Annotated in this window: 16 protein-coding genes; 8 read left to right on the plus strand and 8 right to left on the minus strand. The window is 73.6% G+C overall.

Annotated elements, in window-relative coordinates; genetic code table 11:
* Positions 1–18: 18 nt before the first annotated feature.
* The 3 genes from ACU610_RS10560 to ACU610_RS10570 all read left to right on the plus strand — a co-directional run bounded on the left by ACU610_RS10560 (position 19) and on the right by ACU610_RS10570 (position 7,214).
* On the plus strand, positions 19–3,177 hold the full coding sequence (locus ACU610_RS10560) for an amidohydrolase family protein (protein WP_446767664.1): 3,159 nt from the start codon (positions 19–21) through the stop codon (positions 3,175–3,177).
* Positions 3,178–3,832: 655 nt separating this feature from the next.
* Positions 3,833–6,481: a LuxR C-terminal-related transcriptional regulator gene (locus ACU610_RS10565; RefSeq protein WP_446767665.1), complete on the plus strand. Its 2,649-nt coding sequence runs from the start codon at positions 3,833–3,835 to the stop codon at positions 6,479–6,481.
* 145 nt (positions 6,482–6,626) lie between these two features.
* Positions 6,627–7,214 carry a CAP domain-containing protein gene (locus ACU610_RS10570; RefSeq protein ID WP_446767666.1) on the plus strand — a complete coding sequence of 196 codons (588 nt, stop codon included), beginning with the start codon at positions 6,627–6,629 and terminating at the stop codon, positions 7,212–7,214.
* Between the two features lie 85 nt (positions 7,215–7,299).
* On the opposite strand, the gene ACU610_RS10575 is transcribed toward ACU610_RS10570, so the two are convergent.
* A complete protein-coding gene (locus tag ACU610_RS10575) occupies positions 7,300–8,124 on the minus strand; it encodes an alpha/beta fold hydrolase (RefSeq protein WP_446767667.1) in 825 nt (274 codons plus the stop codon).
* A gap of 362 nt (positions 8,125–8,486) precedes the next feature.
* On the opposite strand from ACU610_RS10575, the gene ACU610_RS10580 reads away from it, so the two are divergent.
* The 4 genes from ACU610_RS10580 to ACU610_RS10595 all read left to right on the plus strand — a co-directional run bounded on the left by ACU610_RS10580 (position 8,487) and on the right by ACU610_RS10595 (position 11,789).
* Entirely contained in the window at positions 8,487–9,182 is a 696-nt protein-coding gene (locus tag ACU610_RS10580) for a quinone oxidoreductase family protein (protein ID WP_446767668.1), read from the plus strand.
* The gene (locus tag ACU610_RS10585; protein WP_446767669.1) at positions 9,179–9,457 is read left to right on the plus strand and encodes a zinc-binding dehydrogenase; all 279 of its coding nucleotides are present in this window, start codon (positions 9,179–9,181) and stop codon (positions 9,455–9,457) included. Before ACU610_RS10580 ends, ACU610_RS10585 begins: the two co-directional genes overlap by 4 nt.
* Before the next feature lie 221 nt (positions 9,458–9,678).
* On the plus strand, positions 9,679–10,311 hold the full coding sequence (locus ACU610_RS10590; RefSeq protein ID WP_446767670.1) for a hypothetical protein: 633 nt from the start codon (positions 9,679–9,681) through the stop codon (positions 10,309–10,311).
* Positions 10,308–11,789 (plus strand): glycosyltransferase family 2 protein, encoded by a 1,482-nt coding sequence (locus tag ACU610_RS10595; RefSeq protein WP_446767671.1) that lies wholly within the window; start codon positions 10,308–10,310, stop codon positions 11,787–11,789. Before ACU610_RS10590 ends, ACU610_RS10595 begins: the two co-directional genes overlap by 4 nt.
* Before the next feature lie 20 nt (positions 11,790–11,809).
* On the opposite strand, the gene ACU610_RS10600 is transcribed toward ACU610_RS10595, so the two are convergent.
* The 7 genes from ACU610_RS10600 to ACU610_RS10630 all read right to left on the minus strand — a co-directional run bounded on the left by ACU610_RS10600 (position 11,810) and on the right by ACU610_RS10630 (position 19,915).
* A complete protein-coding gene (locus ACU610_RS10600) occupies positions 11,810–12,766 on the minus strand; it encodes a VWA domain-containing protein (protein WP_446767672.1) in 957 nt (318 codons plus the stop codon).
* Positions 12,763–13,791 carry a DUF58 domain-containing protein gene (locus ACU610_RS10605; protein ID WP_446767673.1) on the minus strand — a complete coding sequence of 343 codons (1,029 nt, stop codon included), beginning with the start codon at positions 13,789–13,791 and terminating at the stop codon, positions 12,763–12,765. The genes ACU610_RS10600 and ACU610_RS10605 overlap by 4 nt, the downstream gene beginning before the upstream one ends.
* A 26-nt stretch (positions 13,792–13,817) precedes the next feature.
* On the minus strand, positions 13,818–15,092 hold the full coding sequence (locus tag ACU610_RS10610; protein ID WP_446767674.1) for an AAA family ATPase: 1,275 nt from the start codon (positions 15,090–15,092) through the stop codon (positions 13,818–13,820).
* 393 nt (positions 15,093–15,485) lie between these two features.
* Positions 15,486–16,796: an NlpC/P60 family protein gene (locus ACU610_RS10615; protein WP_446767675.1), complete on the minus strand. Its 1,311-nt coding sequence runs from the start codon at positions 16,794–16,796 to the stop codon at positions 15,486–15,488.
* 285 nt (positions 16,797–17,081) lie between these two features.
* The gene (locus ACU610_RS10620) at positions 17,082–18,617 is read right to left on the minus strand and encodes a long-chain-fatty-acid--CoA ligase (RefSeq protein ID WP_446767676.1); all 1,536 of its coding nucleotides are present in this window, start codon (positions 18,615–18,617) and stop codon (positions 17,082–17,084) included.
* A 94-nt stretch (positions 18,618–18,711) separates the two neighbouring features.
* Positions 18,712–19,134, minus strand: coding sequence for a DUF1772 domain-containing protein (locus tag ACU610_RS10625; protein ID WP_446767677.1), 423 nt, complete (start codon positions 19,132–19,134; stop codon positions 18,712–18,714).
* Positions 19,135–19,180: 46 nt separating this feature from the next.
* A complete protein-coding gene (locus tag ACU610_RS10630; RefSeq protein ID WP_446767678.1) occupies positions 19,181–19,915 on the minus strand; it encodes an SIR2 family NAD-dependent protein deacylase in 735 nt (244 codons plus the stop codon).
* 235 nt (positions 19,916–20,150) lie between these two features.
* Here ACU610_RS10630 and ACU610_RS10635 point away from each other — a divergent pair, with 235 nt between their 5' ends.
* Positions 20,151–23,000, plus strand: a complete 2,850-nt coding sequence (locus ACU610_RS10635) for an aconitate hydratase (RefSeq protein ID WP_446767679.1) — start codon at positions 20,151–20,153, stop codon at positions 22,998–23,000.
* The last annotated feature ends 8 nt before the right edge of the window (positions 23,001–23,008 follow it).

Genomic DNA, 23,008 nt, shown 5'->3' on the forward strand with positions numbered 1-23,008 from the left:
CGGCCGGAGGAGGACCTCGTGCCGCACCCCTTCCCGCGCCCGAGCGGGGACGTACCCGGCTCTGCCGCCGGGATCACCCGGCGGCGCGTGCTGCAGGCCGGCGGACTGCTCGCTGCGGCCGCCGCACTGCCGATCCCATGGGCTCCACCGGCACGAGCGGTGACCGGCGTCCCGACGGCGCTGCGGCAGGGCACCAACGTCATGGTCGCCGCCTCCCCCGGCGGGCAGGAGCTCGCCCTCGACCTGGTGGTGTCGATCTGGGTGCTGCCCACCGGCGGCGGTCCGGCCCGCCGGGTCACCGACGACCTGCAGGACGCCACCCGGCCGGCCTGGTCACCGGACGGGCGGACGATCGCGTTCCAGTCCTACCGGGACGGCAACTACCACCTGTGGACGGTGCGGCCCGACAGCAGCGGGCTGGCGCAGCACACCTCCGGCCCCTACGACCACCGGGAGCCGCGGTGGCTGCCGGACGGCTCCGGGCTGGTGTTCTCGTCCGACCGCGCCGGTGCCGGCACGTACGACCTGTACCTGCTCGACCTCGCCACGAGAGGGATCCGGGCCGTCACCGAGGGCCCGGGGGAGGACGGGGAGCCCACGGTGTCGCCCGACGGTGCCCGGGTCGCCTTCACCGTGGACGCCACCCGCATCGACGAAGTGGTCCTCGCCACCGGGGCCCGCCGCACGCTCGTGCCCACCGTCGAGGGCAGCTCCGTCTACGGTCCGTCGTACTCACCCGGATCCGGCCGGCTGGCCCACGTGCGCCTGACCGGCGCACGCAGCGACCTCGTGGTCGACGGCAAGCAGGTCACCCAGGGACGTGACGTGTTCGCCCTGCCGCCGTCGTGGCTGTCCGACGACGAACTGGTCTACACCGCCGACGGGCGCGTCTGGCGGCAGCTGGTCGACGGGTCCCCCGGCGAGGTCCCGTTCACCGCGGTCGTGCCCGTGCGGACGCGCCGCCCGGTGCCCAAGCGCCTCGACCTCGACTCCACGGGCACGCGGCAGGCGCTCGGCATCGCCAGCCCGGTCGCATCACGCGACGGTCGCCGGATCGCCTTCCGGGCGCTGAACGCGCTGTGGACCGCCGACCTGGCGGGGGGCGGCCGACCGCGCCGGCTGGTCGCCGACGGGTACTTCAACTCCGACCCGGACTTCTCCCCCGACAGCCGCAGCCTGGTGTACTCCAGCGACCGGGCCGGTGAGGCCGACCTGTGGCTGCGCGACCTGACCACCGGCGTCGACCGCCGGGTCACCGCCCTGCCGGGGGCGCAGACCGCGCCGCGCTTCTCACCCGACGGCCGGCAGGTCGCCTACCAGGACCAGAACGGTGTCGGCAACGTCCTGGACCTCGACACCCTGCAGACCCGCCAGGTCACCCCGGCCCTCTTCCAGCCCGGCCGGATGAGCTGGTCCCCCGACGGGCGCACACTGGCCCTGGCCGCCGTCCGGCCGGCCTCGGCGCGCTTCCGCGAGGGCACCAGCCAGCTGCTGTTCGTCGACGTCGCCTCCGGCGCCCTCGAGTACGTCGAGCCGATGCCGTTCCGCTCGCTGTCCACGCGCGGTGACGACGGCCCCGTCTTCTCTCCCGACGGACGGCACCTGGCCTTCGTCGTCGAGAGCCTGCTGCACGTCGTGCCGGTCGGCCCGGCCGGCCGGCCCACGGGGACCCCGCGCGTCGTGACCGACGAGATCACCGACTCCCCGGTCTGGCTCGACGAGCGCACGCTGCTCTACCTCAGCGGCGGCCGGCTGCGGCGTACCTCGATCGCCGGTGACCCGGCGGTCACGGTCCGGCTGGACCTCCCCTACGCGCGGACCACCGTGCGGGAGCCGCAGGTCGTCCACGCCGGTCGGCTCTGGGACGGCGTCGCTGAGCGGCTGCGCACGGACGTCGACGTCGTGCTCGACGGGTCGCGCATCGCCGCGGTGCGCCCGCACGACCCCACCCGCCGTCCCGACGTGGACGCCTCCGGCCTCACGGTGATGCCGGGACTCATCGACGCCCACAACCACTGGCACCTGCGCGGGCGGGCCTGGGGAGCCCGGCAGGGTCTGGTCTGGCTCAGCTACGGCGTGACGACGACGCGCTCGCCGGGCGACCCCGCCTACCAGATGCAGGAGACCCGTGAGGCGCTCACCGCGGGCACCCTGGTCGGCCCGCGCCTGTTCGCGACCGGTGAGGCGATCGACGGTTCGCGCGTCTACTACAACTTCATGCGGCCCACGCTGTCGCTCGAGCAGGTGGACCTGGAGATGCAGCGCGCCCGCCGGCTGCGCTACGACCTGGTCAAGACCTACGTGCGCCTGCCGGTGCGCCTGCAGCAGCGTGCCGTGCAGGTGGCCCACGACCTGCGGTTGCGGCTGACCTCGCACTACCTCTACCCGGCTGCCACGATCGGCATGGACGGGATGGAGCACACCGGCGCCACCAACCGCCTGGGCTACTCGCAGACGGTCAGCCGCCTGGGACGCGCCTACGACGACGTGGTCACCCTGTTCACCACGTCCGGGATGTCGATCACCCCGACGTTGTTCACCTCCACGGTCGTGCACGTCGACGACCCGGCGTTGGTCGAGGACCGGCGCACCCGCACGCTGTACCCGGCGTGGGAGTACCAGCTGCTGCTCGACCGGGTGGCGCAGGCCGCCGGTCCGGCCGGGGCGACGACCCGCGCGCTGCTGGCCGGCAACGTCGACATGCTGCTGCGCATCCACCGCGGCGGCGGGTTCGTCATCGCCGGCACCGACGCCCCGCTGGACAGCGTGGCCATCTCGCTGCACGCCAACCTGCGTGCGATGGTCGGCGGCGGCTTCACCCCGTACGAGGCGCTGGTCACGGCGACCCGCAACCCCGCCCGGTGGCTGGGCGCGGAGGACCGGCTCGGCGTCGTGCGACCCGGCGCGCAGGCCGACCTGTCCTTCGTCCGGGGCGATCCACTCGCCGACATCCGCGCGGCCGCGGACGTGGCGCAGGTGATGGTCGGCGGGCGGCTGCACACCGTCGACGAGTTGCTCGCGCCGTTCGACGAGCGCGCCCGGCCATCCGCCGTCCCTGCGCTCGTCCGTGCACCCGCCGGAGCGACCCCCGGCTGGCGGCTCGGCGACCACGCCCACGACCGGACGCACTGGTGGCACGAGCCCGAGTGGCTGCACCGGGCGTGCTGCGAGGGGTGATGGCGGCGCCGGTCCGACACGGACGGCGAACGGACACGACGGGATCGAGGACCACGGGCGCTCGGGGTGCGCGTCGGCACGGCCCGGCGAGGGGCAGCAGCTCTTCGGCGCCTCCACCGCCGCCGTCGACTACGCCGACAAGCACCACCGCGGGTCTCGAGAGACACAACGGGGGCCGGGCTGCCCGCGTCGCCGGTAGGAGTTCGCGTTCCCGTGGACAGCTCGACCGAACAGGACGACGTCCCTTCCGCTGGCCCAGCGCTGGCCGCAGTGGGCTGGTGACGGCCGTGTTCACCAGCCACGTGTGGTCACAGCCTGGCCGCCATCGGTACGTCTCATGGATCCCGGCCGCAGTACTGGGCCGCGCTGGATCGGCGCGAGGAGGTCGGAGGGATCCCGGAACTGCACTGCGGTAGCGCAGCCCGTTGCCGTGCTGCTCCGACGCGGCAAGGGTGTCCCCGAGCTGGAGTCGGTCCGCCGGTGTTCGGGAGGTTGGCGCGGCGGTCCGATCCGGTTCTTTCCGCTCTCGGCGGCGGACAGGCGTTCGTCGTCTCGATGCGCCGCCCGGCGACGGTGCTGGGGAGGTGGCGGTACAGGTGTGCACATCGGATGCGAGCGCCCGGCCTCTCTCCGCCGGTCTGCTGTGACGACGTCGATGGACACGTGGCCGTTCACGGGCCGCGACGACGAGCTGCAGGTCGCCGTGGACGCGGTGGTCCGGCGAGGCTGCCTGGTGATAGCCGGAGCACCCGGGGTGGGCAAGAGCCGTCTGGCACGGGAGCTGCTCGCCCGGGTGGGCGAGTCAGGTTCTGGTCACGGGTTCGTGGCGGCTACCGCGTCGTCGCGAGACATCCCCCTCGCGGCGCTGGCCAGCTGGACCGGAACGGACGCCGCCGTCGAGCCGGACGTGACCGCGGTGCAGCGGGCCACCCAGACCCTGCGGGCCGGAGGTCCCCGGTGGGTTCTCGGCGTCGACGACGCCCACCTGCTCGACGAGGTCTCGGCCACGGTGCTGCAGCACCTCGCCACCGAGCGCGCGATCCTGATGGTCCTGACGGTGCGCAGCGGGCAGAGTGCGCCGGACGCGATCACGGCGTTGTGGAAGGACGGCCCGGCCGAGCGACTGGATCTGCCGCCTCTGGCCGAGGCTCCGACGAAGGCGCTGCTGCGCGCCGTCCTCGATGGCCCCGTCGACGCGGCGACCGAGCACCGGTTCTTCGAGATCACCCGGGGCAATGTGCTGTGGCTGCGGCACCTCGTGGACGGGGAGCGCCGTGTCGGCCGCCTGGCGTGCACGGACGGGGTGTGGCGGTGGGCGGGCATGGCCGGGTTGCCGCCGGCCCTGAGCGAACTGGTCGCGGAGCAGATCGGTGTCCTGACCGGGGCACAGGCCCGTGTCCTGGAGCTGCTGGCCTTCGGTGAGCCACTGGGTCTGGACCAGCTGAACCGTCTCGCTGATCCGGACGCGGTCGAGCAGGTCGCGCAGCGGGGCCTGGCCGCGGTCCGGCGCGACGGCGCCCGGTGGGAGGTCCGGATCGCTCACCCGCTCTACGCCGAGGCCGTGCGTGCCCGGGTGAGCTCGCCGCGGGCCCGGCGCCTCCGCGGCGAGCTCTCCGAGATCGTCGCGGGGCGGCGCGCCGGCGACGGTCTGCGCTGCGCCGTTCTCGGTCTCGACAGCGACACGCGGCCGGACCCCGAGGTGCTGGTGCGTGCGGCGGGGCGGGCGGTGGGCCTGACCGACTACGACCTCGCCGAGCGCCTCTATCGCGCGGCCTGCGACGCCGGGGGCGGCTTCGAGGCCCAGCTCGGACGGTCGAGCGTCCTGTCCTGGGTCGTGCGGACGCGGGAGGCCGAGGAGGCACTGGCCGCGGCGCTCGCCTCGGTCGCCACCGACACAGAGCGCCTCCGCGCTGCGCTGTTCCGGGCCATGCTGCTCTTCTTCCACCGCGAGGACGTCGATGCGGCACGCGGGGTGCTGGACGCGGCGCAGACCAAGGTGGGCACTCCCCTCGCGGTGACGGTCCTGGACTCGATGCGCGCCACCATGGCGGCGGCGTCCGGGGACGTCGAGCACGCCGCGTGGCTGGCCGAGCATGTGTTCGCGGGCGAGGGCGTCCCGCCGTGGGCGTCGGCCTGGGCGAGCTGGGGCGCGGTGTACGCACGGGCCTGGTCCGGCCGAGGGGAGCCGATCGCGGACCTGGTACGCCGCGGGATCGGTGTGGCCAGGGCGACCCCTGAGACCCTGCCGTTGCAGAACAACATCGCGTTCGCGGAGGTCCTCGGGGTGTGCCTGGAGGGTGAACCGGCGCGGGCCGGGGCGCGCACGACGTGGATCCGCGAACAACCCGGGAGCCACGCCGCCGGCTTCAGCGCGATGTTGGAGGCCTATGCCGAGTTCACGCGCGGGCACCCGCGGACGACCGTCCGGCTCATCCAAGGGGTGCTCCCCCACCTGCCCGGGCGCGGAGGTGGGTGGACGGCGTTCCTCGCGGTGCTCCTCGCGTCCGCGCAGGGCATGCTCGGCGAGGCCGCCGCCGCGCGAGCCGCCCTGGAACTGGCCGACCGCGCGGCCCACCCCGGCATCCGGTTCTTCGACCCGCACCTCGGGCTGGGGCTGGCCTGGGGCGCGGCGGCCGACGGCGCCATGGCGGACGCGCGCGGGCACCTCGCGCGGGCGTCGGCTCTGGCGCACGCGTCGGGACAGTCAGCCGTCGAGGTCCTGGTGCGCCACACCGGGGTCTGCTTCGGCGACCGGAACCAGGCTCCGAGGCTGGCCGAGCTCGCCCGAGAGCTCGACGGCCCCGCCGCCCCGGTGGCCGCGGCCCACGCCAGGGCGTTCGCGGCCGGGGACCACGCCGCGCTGATGGCGGTCTCGGCCGAGCTCGAGGCGGCGCAGCGTCTCGTGTTCGCCGCCGACGCCGCCGCGCAGGCCGCGGTGATCGCCCGGCGGAACGGCGGGCTGCCCGAGGCGGCCGCGGCCGCGGCCCGTGCTGCGGAGCTGGCGGAGCGGTGTGGAGGTCCCCGCACGCCGGCGCTCATGGCCGCGAGCTCCCCGCTGCCGTTCCGGGATCGTGAGCGCGAGATCGCCCTCCTGGCAGCCAAGGGGCTGACCAACCGCGCGATCGCTGACCGGCTGCAGCTGTCCGTGCGCACCGTGGAGAGCCACGTCTACCGCGCCTGCACTCGCCTCGGCCTCGCCGACCGGGCGGCGCTCGCCGCGGCGGTGCTGCCGGGAACGGGCGCGGTCATGCCCGGCTCGGGACGACGCAGGTGGTCCGCAGCCGCAGGAGGACACGAGTCGTAGCGCGGCGCGTGCAGGCGGGAGTGCAGTAGTGCACTACTGCTGACCGGGGCGGTGCCGACGGTCCATCCTGTCCAGCGCCCGAGCGGCGGGCAGGGTCTTCCTGTCCCGTGTGGCCGAGCCCGATCGCCTCGACGAGGAGGACGCCATGACCAGGAGTCGCCGTCTCACCACCGCCGTCGCCACGATCGTCGTCTCCGGCGGCCTGGTCCTCGTGCCCTCCGCGGCCTCCGCCGCACCCCAGGACTGCGCGTACATGGGCTATGGGTCCGGACCCGACCAGCTCGGCCTGCAGTGGGACGTCGACGAGCAGTGGATGGCGGACACCATCAACGCGTACCGCGCCCAGAACGGCCGGGCGCCCCTCGCGCAGTCGACGGCCCTGGCGCGGCCGACCATGTGGGGAGCGCTCGACTCCGCCCTCCGGGGTTTCGCGCCGTCCGACCACGTCGACTCCCGCGGCATGGGTCCCGCGGAGCGGGCGGAGTTCTGCTCCGACACCGGCTACCCGGTCGGCACGCCCATCGGTGAGATCAACTACTGGGGCGAGGGCGGCACCGCCGAGGACCCGTACTACTACGGATCCGGGCCGGCCGCGTTCGAGTGGTGGCGGAACTCGCCCGGCCACAACGCACTGATGCTTAGCACGGACTACACCCACTTCGGTGTCGGGTGGGCCTACCAGGGTGTCAACGCAGAGCAGGGCTTCTGGGTGGTCATGTTCGGGACGTCCTGACCTCCAGCGCACCAGGACGGTGGCCGCGTCCTGACCGGGCGCCCGCAGCCGAGTGACCGGATGCGTGGGCTGCTGCGAGACGCCGTCAGGACCGGATGAACTCCAGCAGGTCGGCGTTGATCGTCTCGGCCTGCGTCGTCGGCATACCGTGCGGGAAGCCCGCGTAGGTCTTCAGGGTCCCGTTCTGCAGCAGCTCCGCCGACAGGGGCGCCGAGTCGGCGTACGGGACGATCTGGTCGTCGTCGCCGTGCATGACCAGCACCGGCACCGTGATCTTCCGCAGGTCCTCGGTGAAGTCCGTCTGGGAGAAGGCCACGATCCCGTCGTGGTGCGCCTTCGCGCCGCCCATCATCCCCTGCCGCCACCAGTTCTGGATGATCGCCTCGGACGGCTCGACCCCGGGCCGGTTGAACCCGTAGAACGGCCCGGCCGGCAGCGCACGGTAGAACTCCGACCGGTTGGCGGCCAGCTGGGCCTGCAGGTCGTCGAACACGCTCTTCGGCAGGCCGCCCGGGTTGCTCTCGGTCTGCACCATGAGCGGAGGTACGGCGCTGATGATCGCGGCCTTCGCGACCCGGTCCTCACCGTGGCGGGCGATGTAGTGGACGACCTCGCCGCCGCCGGTGGAGTGACCGACATGCACGGCGTCGTGCAGGTCCAGGTGCGCGGTCAGGGCGGCCAGGTCGTCGGCGTAGTGGTCCATGTCGTGCCCGTCACCGGTCTGGCTCGAGCGACCGTGTCCGCGCCGGTCGTGCGCGATGACCCGGTAACCGTGCTGCAGGAAGAACAGCAGCTGCGTGTCCCAGTCGTCGGCCGACAGCGGCCAGCCGTGGCTGAACACGATGGGCTGGCCCGTGCCCCAGTCCTTGTAGAAGATCTCGGTGCCGTCGGCGGTCGTGATGCTGCTCATTCCTGTCTCCTGGCCTCGGGACTGGATGGGATGGGGAACCAGGCAGGCCGTCGCCCACCGCACCACCTCGGGGGCGGCCGTGCCCGAGGATCGCGGCCGGCCGCCGCGTACCGGGGGGATCCGTCGCCGGCTGGACGGGCGCTTCGAGCGCCCAACCGGATCCGTCACGGGGCGGTCGCGTTCTGCTGGCGGACGGGGTCGCCGAGCACGGTCGCTGCCCGCGGGGTCCCGGCCGGCCCGGGGGCGAACCGGACGGCGGTGCAGTCGTCGGTGGAGGCCCGGAGCTCCTCGATCCCGCCGCCGCCTCAGCCGTCCTCCGGGGCCCGACGGGGAGGCGGTGCCACGCCCTCTAGCCTCACCGCGTGCGAGCCGTGCAGATCACCCGCTTCGGCGGCCCCGAGGTCCTCGACGTCGTCGACCTGCCCGAGCCCACGCCGGGCGAGGGCCAGCAGCTGTTCGACGTCTCCACCGCCGGCGTCAACTACGCCGACACGCACCAGATCGAGAACAGCTACCTCGCCGCCCAGCAGCTGCCGCTGGTGCCCGGCGCGGAGTTCGTGGGGACGCCGGCCGGTGGCGGCCCGCGGGTGGTCGGCCTGCTCGACGGTGGCGGCTACGCGGAGAAGGTCGTCGCCCACCCGCGGCTGACCTGGCAGGTGCCCGACGGCGTTCCCGACGAGCAGGCCCTGGCGGTCGTCCTGCAGGGCACCACCGCCTGGCACCTGCTGCGCACCAGCGCGCACCTGGCCGCCGGGGAGACCGTCGTCGTCATCGCCGGTGCCGGCGGCGTGGGGTCGCTGGCCGTGCAGCTGGCCCGCCGCTGGGGCGCCGGCCGGGTGATCGCCACCGCGTCCAGCCCGGAGAAGCGCGCGCTCACCGAGGAGCTCGGCGCCGACGCCTCCGTCGACCCGGCCCTGGCCGACGACGACCCCAAGGCCTTCACCGCCGCGCTGCGCGAGGCCAACGGCGGCCGCCCGGTCGACGTCGTCCTGGAGATGACCGGCGGCAACGTCTCGCCGGCTCGCTGTCCGCGCTGGCCCCGTTCGGCCGGCTGGTGACCTACGGGATGGCCGCCCGCCAGGAGACCGCCGCCGTCCCGCCGGGGATGCTCCTGCAGAGGAGCCGCGCGGTGATCGGCTTCTGGTTGGCGCACTGCATGGCCCGGCCCTCGATGCTCGACGACGCGATGACCGAGCTGCTGCCCCTGGTCGCGGACGGCGTGCTGCGCCCGGTCGTCGGCGGCCGCTACCCGCTGAGCGCCGTCCGCGAGGCGCACCAGGACCTGCTGGCCCGCCGCACCACCGGCAAGCTCGTCCTCGACCCCTCCCGCTGACTCCCGCGGGGAGCGCCGCCGGCGCTCCCCGCGCCGTCCGGTGACCCCCGTCTCACCCACCGGACTGACCTCCCCCCTCGATCGGGGTGGAGCGCCTCCCACGACCGGGGGCCGGCTCCTACGGTCGGTCTCGGTCGCAGCCGGGGGACGGCGTCCACCTCACCTCCGTCGTGCGGACCGTCACCGGCCGGAGCGGCCGGCGTCGCACACAGGGGGAACGCATGACCAGAACCAGGGCCCGTACGGGCGTGGCCGCGACCGGGCTGTCCGTCGCCGTCCTCGCCGGTCTCACCGGGTGCTCGTGGCCCGACGTGAGCATGAGCCCCGGGATCGCGGCGGAGACCGGCTCCGCGGCCTCGACGGCGGCCCAGCCGGACGCTCCGGTCGCCGAGCTCGTCGCCGACGCGACGCCGGGCCGTCCGGCCGGCGACCTCGACACCGGCTCGGTGACCCACGTCCTGCCGGCCGGCGACCGCACCGTGGTCATCGACTACTGGACCGCGGAGACCGCCACCGAGTGGACCGCGGCGGGCAGCAAGACGGTCCAGCTGTCGGCGCACCTGGAGGGCGGGCCCCCCGACCAGACCGTCCTGGTCACCCGGTTCGTGGCCACCAGCGACGACGGCACCAGCCGCACCGTGGTCGCCGAGGACCGCGGCGAGTTCGTCCTCACCCCGCCGTTCAGCTACGGCACTGCGCTGATCCTGACCCCGTCGGCGGCCGACGCCACCGAGGTCAGCCTCTCCGTCCAGCTCGAGCTGCTCGTCGAGACCGAGCCGGGTTCGCAGCGCTACTTCCGTCAGACCGTCCTCGACGGCATCGAGCTCCCGCTCCTCCAGGAGGCGTCCCAGTGACCCAGGTCGTCCTGCACGGGATGCGTCGGGCGACCGACCGCGTCCAGCTCCTCGCGCGCGGCGCGCAGGAGGTCCCCGACGTCAGCTCGCTGGTACCCGCCGAGTTCGGTGGTCGGTCCACCGGCGACGAGCGGCGGCACGCCACCATCAGCTGCATCATCCCGGCGTACAACGAGGAGGGGACGATCGCCGACGTCCTCACCTCCCTGCTGGCGCAGACCCGCCCCCCGGACGCGGTCCACGTGGTCATCAACAACACCGACGACGACACTGCCGAGATCGCCGGGCAGTTCGCCGGCGAGCACGTGCGGGTGGTCAAGGGCGAGGCCTTCCACACCGTCGTGTACGTGCACGACATCGGTGAGAACCCCGACAAGAAGGTCGGTGCGCTCAACTTCGGCTACTACGTGAGCCGGGGCTACGACTACATCCTCGGCGTGGACGGCGACACCACGCTCGACCGGCGCTGCGTGGAGTGGCTGGAGAAGGAGATGGTCACCGACCCGCGGATCGGCGGGCTCTCGGCCGTCTACACCTTCGACAAGTCCAAGGTGCACGGTGCCATGGCGCGGTTCCTCGTGGCCGGCCAGCGGGCCCAGTTCGCCGGGTTCAACATGGACAACCTCGTCCGCGGCCGCAACATGGCCGTGCTCGGCGGGCAGTGCAGCCTCTTCAGCGTCCGCGCGCTGGAGACGGTCATGTACCGCAACCACCAGTCCGCGCCGTGGGTGCGCGACTCGGAGGTGGAGGACTCCAAGCTCTCGCTGCAGATCAAGGACGCCGGCTTCAGCACGAAGATCAGCGCCCGAGCCCGCGCCTTCGTCGGCCCGATGACCACCCTCCGGGCGCTGCACGGGCAGCAGGTCAAGTGGAACTTCGGTGGCATCGACCTGCTCTGGCCCGGCCAGCGCGGGGACAACAAGGGCCAGCCGCTGCACCCGAACCTGCGGCTGCGCTGGTACGAGAACGTCTCGATGCTGTTCAACATCTCCACCCGGATGGCGTTCCTGCTGCTGCTGGCCGCGGCGCTGTCGATCGACGCCTTCGTGTTCAACCCGGTCTGGCTGATCCCGCCGGCGGTGGCCACCCTGCTGAACCTGCGCATCGCCGCGTCGATGCACGACAAGAGCGCGTCGGACATCTTCTACGCGCTCCTGGTGGCACCGGCCGAGCTCTACATGTGGATCCGGATGGGGCACTTCGTGACCGCCTGGGCCCAGTTCTTCGCCCGGGTGGAGAAGGACAACTGGGCGGCGCAGGCGGCCGCCGAGCGCGGGCGCGGTTCGGCCTACGTGATGCCGGCGGTGTGCGCGGTGGCCGCGTTCGTCGTCCTGATCTTCGCCTGGAGCCAGCAGTCCATCGGCATCCAGTCGGCGATCCTGTCCATCGGTTGGCCGGTGCTGTACCTGATCACGGTGCTGCAGACGCTGTTCATGGTGAAGAAGCTGGTGCGACGCCAGCACGGCTTCACCGTCTGAGGGCCCCTGCAGAGGGGTCCTCAGAGCAGGCGGTTGGTCCAGAGCAGGCTGAGGACGACGCCGAGCAGTGCGAACAGCACCCCGCCGCGGACGAACCAGTAGCTGACGTCGCGGGGTTCGGTCGTGTAGCCGATCTGGCTGCCGAGGTCCTGGTAGACCTGCTCGAGCTCCGCGGCGCTGGCCGCCTCGCTGTAGCTGCCGCCCGTGGCGTCGGCGATCTCCTCGAGCGTCGCCCGGTCCACCGGCACCGGCACCCGCTCGCCGTCGAGGTCGAGGGTGCCGTAGTCGGTGCCGAACGCGATGGTCGAGACCGGGATGCCGACGTCCAGTGCCGCGTCGATCGCCTGGGTGTCGGGGCGGCCCACGGTGTTGTAGCCGTCGGACAGCAGCACGATCCGCGCCGGCGGCACCTCCTCCTCGTCGGCGTCCAGCGACGACTGGAAGTTCTCGATCGCGGTCAGCGAGGTGAACACCGCCTCCCCGATGGCGGTGGACTCGGCCAGCTCGAGGTTGTCGATCGCGGTACGCACCTGACCGCGGTCGGTCGTCGGGGTCACCACCGTGGTCGCGGTGCCGGCGAAGGACACCAGCCCGAGGTTGATCCGCTCGGGCAGCACGTCGACGAACTGCTTGGCGGCCACCTGCATCGCCTCGAACCGGCTGGGCTCGATGTCGGTCGCCTGCATCGACAGCGAGACGTCGACGGCCATGACCACCGTCGCCCGTTCCCGCGGCACCCGCACCTCGGTGCTCGGTACCGCCAGGGACACGATCAGCGCGGCCAGCCCGAGAGCCACGAGCCCGAAGGCCAGGTGCCGCCGCCAGCCGGGGCGCTTGGGCACCAGGGTCCCCAGCAGCGCGACGTTGGTGAACCGCGCGGCGTAGGCCTGGCGACGCAGCTGCAGCACCACGTACAGCGCCACCAGCGCGACGACGGCCAGCAGGCCGAGCAGCCACCACGGGGCCTGGAAGCTCATCGGGAGGCTCCTCCGCTGCCGGCGCGCCGGCGGTCGGCGACGAACCTCACGACGTCCATCAGCCAGTCGCGGTCCGTGCGCAGTTGCAGGTGCCCGGCGCCGGCGCGGCGCAGCGCCGCGGCGATCGCCCGCCGCTGGGCCGCCGCCCCCTCGGCGAACCGGGCTCGGAACCCGGCGTCGCCCGTGGGCACCTCGAGGGTCTGGCCGCTCTCCGGGTCGACGACGGTGAGCAGGCCGACGTCGGGCAGCTCGAGCTCGCGTGGGTCGACGACCTCGATGGCCAGCAGCTCGTGCCGGGCCCCCAGGCCGCGCAGCGGGCGCTCCCAGTCGGGCTCGCTCAGGGCGTCGGAGCCCAGGAAGTCCGAGACGACGACCACCAGGCCGCGGCGGCGCGGCGGACGGCGCAGCGACTCCAGCGCGGCGGCGAGGTCGCCCCGGCGCCCACCGGCGGCTCGCGGCGTCGCGACGACGGCGCGCAGCAGCCGGTCGGCGGCCAGCCGCCCGGCGGTGGCCGGGTAGCGGTCGACGCGCTCGCCGGTGGTGACGACGGCGCCCAGCCGGTTGCCGCCGCGGACGGTGAGGTGGCTGACCGCGGCGAGCCCGGCGACGGCCAGGTCGCGCTTGGTGCAGTTGGCGGTGCCGAAGTCCAGGCTGGCCGAGAGGTCGACCACCGCCCAGGTCTCCAGCTCGCGGTCGGCGATCGTCTCGCGGACGTGCGGGACCTGCGTGCGCGCGGTCACCGGCCAGTCCATCCGCCGGACGTCGTCCCCCGGGTGGTAGGTGCGGGAGTCGCCGGCCTCGGTGCCCGAGCCCGGCACCAGGCCCAGGTGGTCGCCCTGCAGCAGCCCGTCGAGCCGGCGCCGGACGGTCAGCTCCAGGCGCTGCAGCAGGACGTCGGCCGGACCCTCGGCGAAGTGCGGCGGCGCCCCGCCGGACCCGTGGGCGTGGTCTCCCGTCCCCGGGTCGATGCCGGACCCCGGGGTAGGCGGAGGGCCGGCCTGCTCCGGGGCCTGTTCCGGAGTCACGGCGCCGCCGGACCGGCGACGCAGGATCACGCCGGCGAGGACCCGCGCTCGGCGCCGTTGGCGGAGTGGTCCGGGCCGCCCTGCGGAGCCGTGCCGGGCTGACCCGCGACCGGCTGCCCCGGAGCGCCGAAGGGCCCGGTCGGCGGCACGGGACCGTGGTAGGGCTGCCCCGGCTGGCCGTACTGCGGTCCGGGCGGGCCGAACTGCGGCGCGCCGAACGGCGGCGCGGTCGGCACCGCGGGGCCACCGGGGGTGCCCGGGCCGAAGCCGCCGGAGCGCTGGCGCGGGGCCACCTGCGGCAGCGGCACGGTCTGCAGGATCCGCTTGACCACGTGGTCGGCGGGCACGCCGTCGGCCAGCGCGTCGTAGGAGAGCACCAGCCGGTGGCGCAGCACGTCGGCGGTGACGTCGAGGACGTCCTGCGGCAGCACGTAGTCGCGGCCGCGGACCAGCGCCAGCGCGCGGCTGGCGGCGATCAGGCCGAGCGAGGCGCGCGGGCTGGCGCCGTAGGAGACCCACTGCGCGACGTCCTCCATGCCGTGGTCGCGCGGCGCGCGGGTGGCGACCACCAGCCGGACGACGTAGTCGACCAGGGCGTGGTGCACGAACACCTGCGAGGCGGTGCGCTGCATGCGGACGAGGTCCTCGGGGCCGAGGACGGTCTCGGGCACCGGCGGGTTCGAGCCCATCCGGTAGATGATCTCGCGCTCCTCCTCCGGGCTCGGGTAGTCGACGAGCACCTTCATGAGGAAGCGGTCGCGCTGGGCCTCGGGCAGCGGGTAGACGCCCTCGGACTCGATCGGGTTCTGGGTGGCCAGCACGAGGAACGGATCGGGCAGCCGGTGGGTGACCCCGCCGATCGACACCTGGCGCTCGGCCATGACCTCCAGCAGCGCCGACTGCACCTTGGCCGGCGCGCGGTTGATCTCGTCGGTGAGCACGAAGTTGGCGAACACCGGGCCCAGCTCGGTGTCGAAGGCGTCCTGCCCCGCCTTGTAGATGCGGGTGCCGATGATGTCGGCCGGCACCAGGTCGGGGGTGAACTGCAGGCGCGCGAAGCGGCCGCCGACGACGGTGGCCAGCGTCTCGACGGCGAGGGTCTTGGCCACGCCGGGGACGCCCTCGAGCAGCACGTGTCCCCGGGCCAGCAGGGAGACGAGCATCCGCTCGACCAGCCGGTCCTGGCCGACGATCACCCGCTTGATCTCGAACAGCACCCGCTCCAGGTGGGCGGCGTCGACCGACGGCGGGACCGGCTGCCCGGCGGACTGCTCGAGCGAGGTGCTGGCGGCGCTGCTCACGGAACTCCCTGGTCGTGCCGGTCCACGGCCCCGCGTCCGACAGGACCTCCCGGGGTCGGCGACGGGCGGCGTGCCCGTCCCCGCCAGTGTCCTACACGTTCCTGGGCGCCAGCTGAGCGCGCACGCGGGCGAGCCGACCGGACACCCACGGTGAGCGACGCTCGGGGGGCGCTCGTCGCGCGCACACACCTGCCCGCAGCCCTTGCTGACTGCTAGCCTCAGCGCTGCGTCGGGCAGCTCCCCCCGTGGCTGCCCGACGCCCCATGTCTCGGCCCCGTCCCTGGCCCCGCCGGTCCCTTACAGGGCCCCGCCGGCCCTCCTGCAGGGGCCCCTCCGACGAGTAGCGGGGAGCAGGGGTCCTTCCACCGAGGGTGGGGAGGACCGGGCCCTCCCTCAGGCGGTCGGCCGGACGGCGCCGTAGTAGTCGCTCCCGAACCACATCGTCGAGATGCGCACGACGTCCCCGCTCTGCGGCGCCTGGACGACCTGGCCGCCGCCGATGTAGAGCGCCACGTGGTAGATCGACGTGTAGTCCGCGGTCTCGCCCCAGAACACGAGGTCCCCGGGCTGCAGGTCGTCGGCGGCCACCGTCCGGTCGCGGAAGCGCCAGTACTGCTCGCGGCTGGTACCGCCGATCCGGACGCCGGCCTGCGCGTAGGCGTACTCGGTCAGGCCCGAGCAGTCGAACCCGAAGACGTCGGTATCCGGCGGGATGCCCCACGTCGGGCCGTCGGCGTCGCCGCCGCCCCAGCTGTAGGGCAGCCCGCGCTGGCTCTTCGCCGCCGCGATCGCGCGCTGCACCACCGATCCGCTGGGCTCGCCGGCCGTGGTGTCCGTGCCGGTCGGGGACCCGCCGCCGGAGGACGACGAGGGCGAGGCGGAGGAGGACGCGCCCGCGGGCGAGCTGCTCCGCGTCGAGGACCCGGCCGACGAGGGGGCCGACGGCGTGCTCGACGCGGGCGGACGCGCCTGCGCCGCGGCGGCCGCGGCCTCGGCGACGGCCGCCGCGGCAGCCGCACCCTGGGCGCCGTAGAGGACCTCCTGCGCCTCGGCCAGCTCGGCCTCCAGCACCTCGCGCCGGTCGGCGAGCTCGGCGGCCTGGGCGCGCGCCGACACCTCCTGCTCCTGGGCGCTGACCAGGGCTCCGGCCGCGGCGTCCTCGGCCTCGTCGGCTGCCTGCACCGCGGCCTGCGCCGCGTCGTCCGCGGCGGCGGCCTGCTGCTCGAGGACGGTCAGCTCGGCGACGACGTCCACCCGGTGGCCGCCGGCGGCATCGAGCAGCGCGGCGCGCTCCACCAGCTGGGCCGGCCCCTCGGCGGCGACCAGGGCGGCCGCACCCGGGCTCGTGCTGCCCTGCATGTAGCTCGACCGCGCGAAGGCGACCACCTGGTCGCGACCGCGCCCCAGCTCCGCAGCGGCCCGCTCGGCAGCAGCGGCGGCGTCGTCGGCCGCGACGCGCGCCTGCTCCTGCGCGGCCTGCCGGATCTCGTACTCCTGCAGCGCGATCTGCGCGCCCCGGCGGGCGGCGTCCACCAGCTCCTGGGCCTGCGCGAGCTGCGCGCCGATCTCGCCGACGCGGGCCGCGGCGGCGTCGCGCTCGGCCTGCGCGGCGGCCACCTCGTCGTCCCCGGGAGCGGCCACGGCCGTGCCCGGCACCAGGCCGGCCAGGACCAGGGCCGTGACCGCCGTCCCGGCTGCACGCACCAGCCACCCGGACCGCCTCGGATGGCTCCCCCGCTCGCCCGTCCCGCCCACGTCCGACCTTCCTCACGACCTCGTCGACCGGCGCCCCGGAGACGCACTCCGGTGCGGGAACGACAAGATCAAGGAAGGGGTTGAACGGGCACTCCCCACATGGGGGGAGGCCGCTGCCGGAACTGGGGTGTCAGGCGCGGCCCCGACGGGGCCTACGAGGGGTGGGGAGGCCGGCGGCCCCCTTGCCGGATGCCGCCGCGAGCTCGCGAGTGGCGGGGGGCCGGGGGTCCCCGCTCAGTGGACCTGGCGCTCCGAGCCGGACCAGAAGGCCTCGCGCAGCTTGAACTTCTGGATCTTGCCGGTCGCGGTGCGGGCCAGCTCGTCCCGGAACTCCACGCGCTTGGGGATCTTGTACCCCGCGATCCGGCCCCGGCAGTGGGCGACGATCTCCTCGGCGGTGACCTGGTGGCCCTCGGCGACGACCACCAGGGCGGTCACCAGCTCGCCCCACTTCTCGTCCGGGATGCCGATGACCGCGACCTCCGCGACCGCCGGGTGGCTGAAGACGGCGTCCTCCACCTCGATCGACGAGACGTTCTCGCCGCCGGTGATGATCACGTCCTTCTTGCGGTCGGAGATGGTGAGGTAGCCGCCCTCGTCGATGCTGCCGCCGTCCCCGGTGTGGAACCACCCGCCCTCGAGCGCCTCGGCCGTGGCATCCGGGTTGTTCCAGTAGCCGGCCAGCACCGTGTTGCTCTGCACCAGGACCTCGCCGGACTCGCTGGTCTCCAGCCGGGTGCCGAGCGCCGGGACGCCGGCGCGGGACAGCTTCACGGCCCGCTCCTCCGGCTCGAGGGCGTCGTACTCCTCACGCGGCCGGTTCACGGTCACCAGTGGGGCGGTCTCGGTGAGGCCGTAGATCTGGTTGAACTCCCAGCCCAGCTCCTGCTCGATGCGGGCGATGGTCCGCGACGGCGGAGGCGCGCCGGCGACCACGATGCGCACTCGATCGCGCCCGGGGACCTCGCCGTGCCACTCGGCCGCAGCGTCCAGGACGGCGTTCCACACCGCCGGCGCCCCGCACATCAACGTCACGCCGTGCTGCTCCACGCGGCGCAGGATCTCCGCGCCCTCCACCTTGCGCAGGGCCACCTGGCGGGCGCCCAGACCGGCCAGGGCGTACGGCATGCCCCAGCCGTTGCAGTGGAACAGGGGCAGCGTGTGCAGGTAGACGTCCCGGTCGCTGACCTGCATGTGCATGCCGAAGGTGACCGCGTTGACCCATTCGTTGCGGTGGGTCATCTGCACGCCCTTGGGCCGCGCCGTCGTGCCGCTCGTGTAGTTGATCGTGGCGGTCGCGTCCTCGTCGGGCTCCGACCACGGCCGCGGCTCGACGTCGAACCGCAGCAGCTGCTCGTACTCCTCGCCGATGGTGAACCGGTGCTCGGCCTCGACGGGCTTGAGCGACGGCTCCATTTCCGGGTCGACGAAGAGGACACGAGCCCCGGAGTGGCCGACGATGTAGCTGACCTCCTCCTGGGAGAGCCGGAAGTTGATCGGCACGAGGATCCGGCCCGACGACGGGACGCCGAGCAACAGCTCGATGAGCCGCCCGGCGTTGTGGCTGACGACCGCCACCCGGTCACCCTCGCCGATGCCCAGCCCGTCGAGGGCGGCCTGCATGGCGCGGGCGCGGCGGGCGACCTCCCGGTAGGTCACCTCCCCCATCGACGGCGCGGGCTGGTTCGGTTCGTCGACGATCCCGACGCGGTCGCCGTAGACCAGCTCGGCGCGGTCCAGGAAGTCTCGGGTGGTCAGGGGCACGCGCATCGGAGCTCCCGGGTCCTCGGGCCGACCAGCCGGCCGGCCGCTCGACGTGGTGCGGATCACGCTAGCGGCCGATCCCGGTCCGGTGTCCCCCGGCTCAGCCGAGCAGCGCGGCCAGTGCGGCGGCGGTCCCGGCCGTGGCCGCGACCGCGCGGACGGTGTCGACCCGCAGCAGCCGTCGGTACGCCGCGGGATCCCACGCCGCCCCCAGCCGGCGGTGCAGCGGAACGGCGCCCAGCGCGGTGGCCCCGAGGACGACGGCCAGGCAGGCCGCACCCAGGAGGACGGGCACCAGCGGCGTCCCCACCGGGCGGACGGCGAGCAGCCACGCCGTCGTGACGCCCTGCCCGGCGAACAGGGGGCCCACGACCCGGGTGACCCGCTCCTGGTGGCGGCGCTCGTAGGCCGGGAAGACCGGCGGCGGGACGAGCGCGAACTGTGGGTAGACCAGCGCCCGCACCGTCCACCGGAAGCCGGCGTAGGCGGCGGTCAGCGCCAGGTGCACGGCGAGCAGGGTCACACGTGCGAAGGGCCCGGGGGCACCCGGCCCAACGGCTCGTCCCCCGTCACGGCGCCAGCAGCCGCGGCAGCGACGTCCCGATCGGCTCGCGCACGACCAGGTCGGCGAGGACGTCGTAGGGGGTCGGCTCGGCGTTGACGACGACGACCCGCGCGCCGGACTGCGCGGCCAGATCGGTCAGGCCGGCCGCCGGGTGCACGCTCAGCGAGGTGCCGACGGCGAGGAAGACGTCGCAGTCGGTCGCCGCCTCCGCCGCGGCCTCGACCACCGCCGGGTCCAGCGCCTGGCCGAAGCTCACCGTGGCCGACTTGAGGATGCCGCCGCAGACGCGGCAGGCCGGGTCGGGCTCGCCGGCGGCGACGCGGGCCAGCGCCTCCGCCATCGTCGTCCGGTCGCCGCAGGCCAGGCACTCGACGGCGTGCACCGTGCCGTGCAGCTCGAGCACCAGCTCCGGCGAGGACCCGGCCGCCTGGTGCAGCCCGTCGACGTTCTGGGTGAGCAGCGCGCGCAGCCGGCCGTGGCGCTCGAGGTCCACCAGCGCCCGGTGCCCGGCGTTGGGGCGGGCGTCGAGGGCGGTGTCGCGGCGCATGATCCAGGCCCGACGGCGGACGTCGGGGTCGCCGACGTAGTAGGACAGCGTCACGAGCTTCTCGGCGTCGGGGTCCCTGGTCCACACCCCGTTCGGCCCGCGGTAGTCGGGGATGCCGCTGTCGGTGGAGACGCCCGCGCCCGTGAGGACGGTCACGCGCCGCGCGCCGGTCAGCCAGTCGGGGACGTCCACGGCGTCCACCGTAGGAGCCCGGCCCCACCTCGATGATCAGCTGGGCTCACCGTCCCGGCTCCTGGCTCCCCACCGGAGGCGAGCTCGGAGCCGGTTGGATCAGCCCACCTGATCACCGCCGGCCGCCCCCGGGGTCAGGAAAGGGTCGCCTCACCTCCGCGGGAGTGGCGAGCCCCTGGGATGATGCGGGGTGGCAAACAGCGCGACGGACGAGCTGAGGGGTAGGCGCAGAGAAGTGGCAGCCAGCAAGGACAGCTTCGGAGCGCGGGCGACGCTGAGCGTCGACGGCACCGACTACGACATCTACCGGCTCGACGCGGTGGAGGGCGCAGAGCGGCTGCCCTTCAGCCTCAAGGTGCTCCTCGAGAACCTGCTGCGCACCGAGGACGGCGCGGACATCACCGCCGACCACATCCGCGCGCTGGCGAACTGGGACCCGAACGCCGAGCCGGACCAGGAGATCCAGTTCACCCCGGCCCGGGTGGTCATGCAGGACTTCACCGGTGTCCCCTGCATCGTCGACCTGGCCACCATGCGCGAGGCCATGGCCGAGATCGGCGGCGACCCGAGCAAGATCAACCCGCTGGCGCCCGCCGAGCTGGTCATCGACCACTCGGTGATCGCCGACGTGTTCGGCACCCCGGACTCGTTCGAGCGCAACGTCGAGATCGAGTACCAGCGCAACGGCGAGCGCTACCAGTTCCTGCGCTGGGGCCAGGGCGCCTTCGACGACTTCAAGGTCGTCCCCCCGGGCATGGGCATCGTGCACCAGGTCAACATCGAGCACCTGGCCCGCGTGGTCTTCCCGCGCCAGGAGGGCGACCGCGTCGTCGCCTACCCCGACACCTGCGTGGGCACCGACTCGCACACCACCATGGTCAACGGCCTGGGCGTGCTGGGCTGGGGCGTCGGCGGCATCGAGGCCGAGGCCGCGATGCTCGGTCAGCCGGTCTCGATGCTCATCCCGCGGGTGGTCGGCTTCAAGCTGACCGGCCAGCTCCCCGACGGCTCCACCGCGACCGACCTGGTGCTGACCATCACCGAGATGCTGCGCCAGCACGGCGTAGTCGGGAAGTTCGTCGAGTTCTACGGCGAGGGCGTCTCGGCGGTGCCGCTGGCCAACCGCGCCACGATCGGCAACATGAGCCCGGAGTTCGGATCGACCGCGGCGATGTTCCCCATCGACGAGGAGACCATCGGCTACCTCCGCCTCACCGGCCGCAGCGACGAGCAGGTCAAGCTGGTCGAGGCCTACGCCAAGGAGCAGGGACTCTGGCACGACCCGTCCCGTGAGCCGGCCTTCTCCGAGTACCTCGAGCTGGACCTCGCGACCGTCGTCCCGTCCATCGCCGGCCCGAAGCGGCCGCAGGACCGCGTCTCGCTCAGCGACGCCAAGGCCTCCTTCCGCGCCGCGCTGGGCGACTACGTGAAGGACGACGAGACCGGCGGCGAGGACCGCAAGCCCGGGGTCCCGTCCAACGAGCGGCCCTACGGCGTCGTGTCCGCGGCCGACGAGGCCTCCGCCGAGTCCTTCCCGGCCTCGGACCCGGTGAGCCCCTTCGCGCACGACACCGGGGAGGACGGCCGGCCCCACCCGTACCTGCCCGGCGAGCAGCTGCCCGACCGGCAGACGAAGCCGACCAAGGTCGTGCTCGAGGACGGCACCGAGACCTTCGTCGACCACGGCCACGTCGTGATCGCTGCGATCACCTCGTGCACCAACACGTCCAACCCGCAGGTCATGATCGGCGCCGCGCTGCTGGCCAAGAAGGCCGTCGAGGCGGGCCTGCAGACCAAGCCCTGGGTGAAGACGACGCTGGCGCCGGGGTCGAAGGTCGTCACGGACTACTACGAGAAGGCGAACCTCACCCCGTACCTCGAGAAGCTGGGCTTCTTCCTGGTCGGCTACGGCTGCACCACCTGCATCGGCAACTCCGGCCCCCTCCCCGAGCCGGTGTCGGCCGCGGTGAACGAGGCCGACCTGGCCGTCGTCTCGGTGCTCTCCGGCAACCGCAACTTCGAGGGCCGGATCAACCCCGACGTCAAGATGAACTACCTGGCCAGCCCGCCGCTGGTCATCGCCTACGCGCTGGCCGGCTCGATGGACGTCGACATCACCACCGAGCCGCTCGGCAGGGGCAAGGACGGGCAGGACGTCTACCTCAGCGACATCTGGCCCTCGCCGCAGGAGGTCCAGCGGGTCATCGACGAGGCCGTCTCCGCGGAGCAGTTCGGCCGCAGCTACGCGGACGTCTTCGCCGGCACCGAGCAGTGGCAGAACCTGCCGACGCCGACCGGGGACACCTTCTCGTGGGACCCGGAGAGCACCTACGTCCGCAAGCCCCCGTACTTCGAGGGCATGCCGGCCCAGCCGGCTCCGGTGCAGGACATCTCCGGTGCCCGCGTGCTGGCGGTGCTCGGTGACTCGGTGACCACCGACCACATCTCCCCTGCCGGCTCGATCAAGGCCGACAGCCCGGCCGGGACGTACCTGCGGGAGCACGGTGTCGAGCGCCGCGACTTCAACTCCTACGGCTCCCGCCGCGGGAACCACGAGGTCATGATCCGCGGCACGTTCGCCAACATCCGGCTGCGCAACCAGCTGGTCCCGGGCACCGAGGGTGGTGTCACCAAGAACCACCTCACCGGTGAGACGACGACCATCTACGACGCCTCGGTCGCCTATCAGGAGCAGGGCATCCCGCTGGTCGTCCTGGCCGGCAAGGAGTACGGCTCCGGGTCGTCGCGCGACTGGGCGGCCAAGGGGACGGCGCTGCTGGGCGTCAAGGCGGTCATCGCCGAGAGCTACGAGCGGATCCACCGCTCCAACCTCATCGGCATGGGCGTGCTGCCGCTGCAGTTCCCCGAGGGCCAGGACCGGGAGTCGCTGGGCCTGACCGGGGACGAGGAGTTCACGATCACCGGGATCACCGAGCTCAACGAGGGGCGCACCCCGCGCACGGTGAAGGTCCGGGCGGGCGACGTCGAGTTCGACGCCGTCGTCCGCATCGACACCCCCGGTGAGGCGAACTACTACCGCAACGGCGGGATCATGCAGTACGTGCTGCGCTCGCTGCGCGGCTGATCCCCCGG

Source organism: Geodermatophilus sp. URMC 61 (genome assembly GCF_052931555.1).

Bases quoted from the DNA above. Each gene is read 5' to 3' on its own strand.
- ACU610_RS10565 (WP_446767665.1), top strand. From the start codon at position 3,833: ATGGACACGTGGCCGTTCACGGGCCGCGACGACGAGCTGCAGGTCGCC.
- ACU610_RS10570 (WP_446767666.1), top strand. From the start codon at position 6,627: ATGACCAGGAGTCGCCGTCTCACCACCGCCGTCGCCACGATCGTCGTC.
- ACU610_RS10575 (WP_446767667.1), bottom strand. From the start codon at position 8,124: ATGAGCAGCATCACGACCGCCGACGGCACCGAGATCTTCTACAAGGAC.
- ACU610_RS10590 (WP_446767670.1), top strand. From the start codon at position 9,679: ATGACCAGAACCAGGGCCCGTACGGGCGTGGCCGCGACCGGGCTGTCC.
- ACU610_RS10600 (WP_446767672.1), bottom strand. From the start codon at position 12,766: ATGAGCTTCCAGGCCCCGTGGTGGCTGCTCGGCCTGCTGGCCGTCGTC.
- ACU610_RS10620 (WP_446767676.1), bottom strand. From the start codon at position 18,617: ATGCGCGTGCCCCTGACCACCCGAGACTTCCTGGACCGCGCCGAGCTG.